This window comes from Mycobacterium sp. TH-M106, from assembly GCF_057473765.1.
In genome coordinates this window covers 1-1,475 of sequence record NZ_JBYCLE010000235.1, presented here as the reverse complement: position 1 = coordinate 1,475, position 1,475 = coordinate 1, and the positions used below count along the sequence as shown (strand labels likewise).

Sequence of the window (1,475 nt, the reverse complement as noted above, 5' to 3'; positions counted from 1 at the left end):
GCTCGTAGTCGAGCACCAGAGCCTCATGGCTGGCATAGATTTCGGCGGTCTCCAGCCCCCGGTCGGCCACCCCGCAGGCACTCATGAACCGCAGTCCTCGGTCGATCTCGCCGGCCAGCGCCTCATAGCGCGCCCCAGCGGGCGATGTGCGCACGAACTCCCGGTTCCAGTCGTGCACAAGGTGCAGCGACGCCAACCCTGACGATGTCAGGGCGCGCACCAGATTCATCGCCGCGCTGGCGTTGGCATAGGCCCGCACCAGCCGGGACGGGTCGTGCTCGCGCGCGGCGGGATCGGGGGCCAATCCGTTGACCATGTCGCCGCGATAGGACTTCAGCCCCAGCGCGTCGACGTCGGCCGACCGCGGTTTGGCATACTGGCCGGCGATCCGGGCGACCTTGACCACGGGCATGCTGGCCCCGTAGGTGAGCACCACCGCCATCTGCAGCAGGGTGCGGATATTGCCCCTGATGTGCGGTTCGGTGTTGTTGGTAAAGGTCTCGGCGCAGTCGCCGCCCTGCAGCAGGAACGCTTCGCCGCAGGCAACCTGAGAGAGCAGCCCCTTGAGGCGTGCAATCTCCGACGGCACGGTGACCGGCGGCACCGCCTCAAGGAGTGTCCGCACCGGCTTGACTTGCTCAGCCGACCAACTCGGCTGCTGGGCCGCGGGCTTGGCCAACGCTGCGTCCAGCCGTGCCCGTAGCTCCGCGGGCAGCGGCGGCAGCTCCGGCAGCTGCTCGATCGGAATGTCCACGGTCCAGTTCACCCGTCCATGGTAACCGCGCGGAGAGCGGAGCTGATCAGGGCGAATGCTCGCCCAACGCACCGGTGATGATGCGGAAGCGCCGTAACTGGTCCCGGGCATCCACCAGCGCATCGTGGCTGTTCTGCGACCGCGGCGGCAGGCGGGGCCTGCCCCGGTCCTCCCACAGCTGCCGCAGCTCCCGGGTGAAGCGCGGCATCGCCGCCGGCAGGTCAGGCATCGGCCCCCACAGCTGGCACAGTGCCACATGGTCGTAGGCCGCCACCCAGGCCCACAACTCGATCGGCTCGTCGCCGTCGACTCGCAAAAACGCCTCCAGGTCCGAGCGGATCCGGCGACGCGAACGCCACACCGGCGACGCTGGCGGCGGCAGCTTGGGCAGCACATGCTCGCGCACCCAGCGTCCCGCGCGGTCGGGATCGAATTCGGTTGACACACTGTAGTATTCGCGACCATCTTCGGCGACGACACCGATCGAGATCAGGTCGATGGTGCGGCCGTCCTCGATGAACTCGGTGTCGTAGAAATATCTCATCGCCGCGCGATCAACCGCTCGCGATCATGATGGGCCCGCTGGGCGGCGGCGCCTGATGCACCGCACGGTCCAGTTCGGCCTCCACCGCACGGTCGTTGCGAACCCCGGGCCGGCCGGCAACCATGTCCTGCAGCCAGAGTTTGAGCTGGACCACCGGGCGACGCAGCCGGCGTTCCC

The 1,475-nt window shown here is 68.5% G+C and carries 2 protein-coding genes; both read right to left on the bottom strand.

The genetic code is table 11. The features are described from left to right. Positions 1–766, bottom strand: a 766-nt coding sequence (locus AC2VOP_RS08325) for a 3-deoxy-7-phosphoheptulonate synthase (protein ID WP_486960526.1), incomplete at its 3' end; no start/stop codon positions are given. Between the two features lie 34 nt (positions 767–800). Beyond that, the gene (locus tag AC2VOP_RS08320) at positions 801–1,298 is read right to left on the bottom strand and encodes a polyadenylate-specific 3'-exoribonuclease AS (RefSeq protein ID WP_486960525.1); all 498 of its coding nucleotides are present in this window, start codon (positions 1,296–1,298) and stop codon (positions 801–803) included. Between the last annotated feature and the right edge of the window lie 177 nt (positions 1,299–1,475).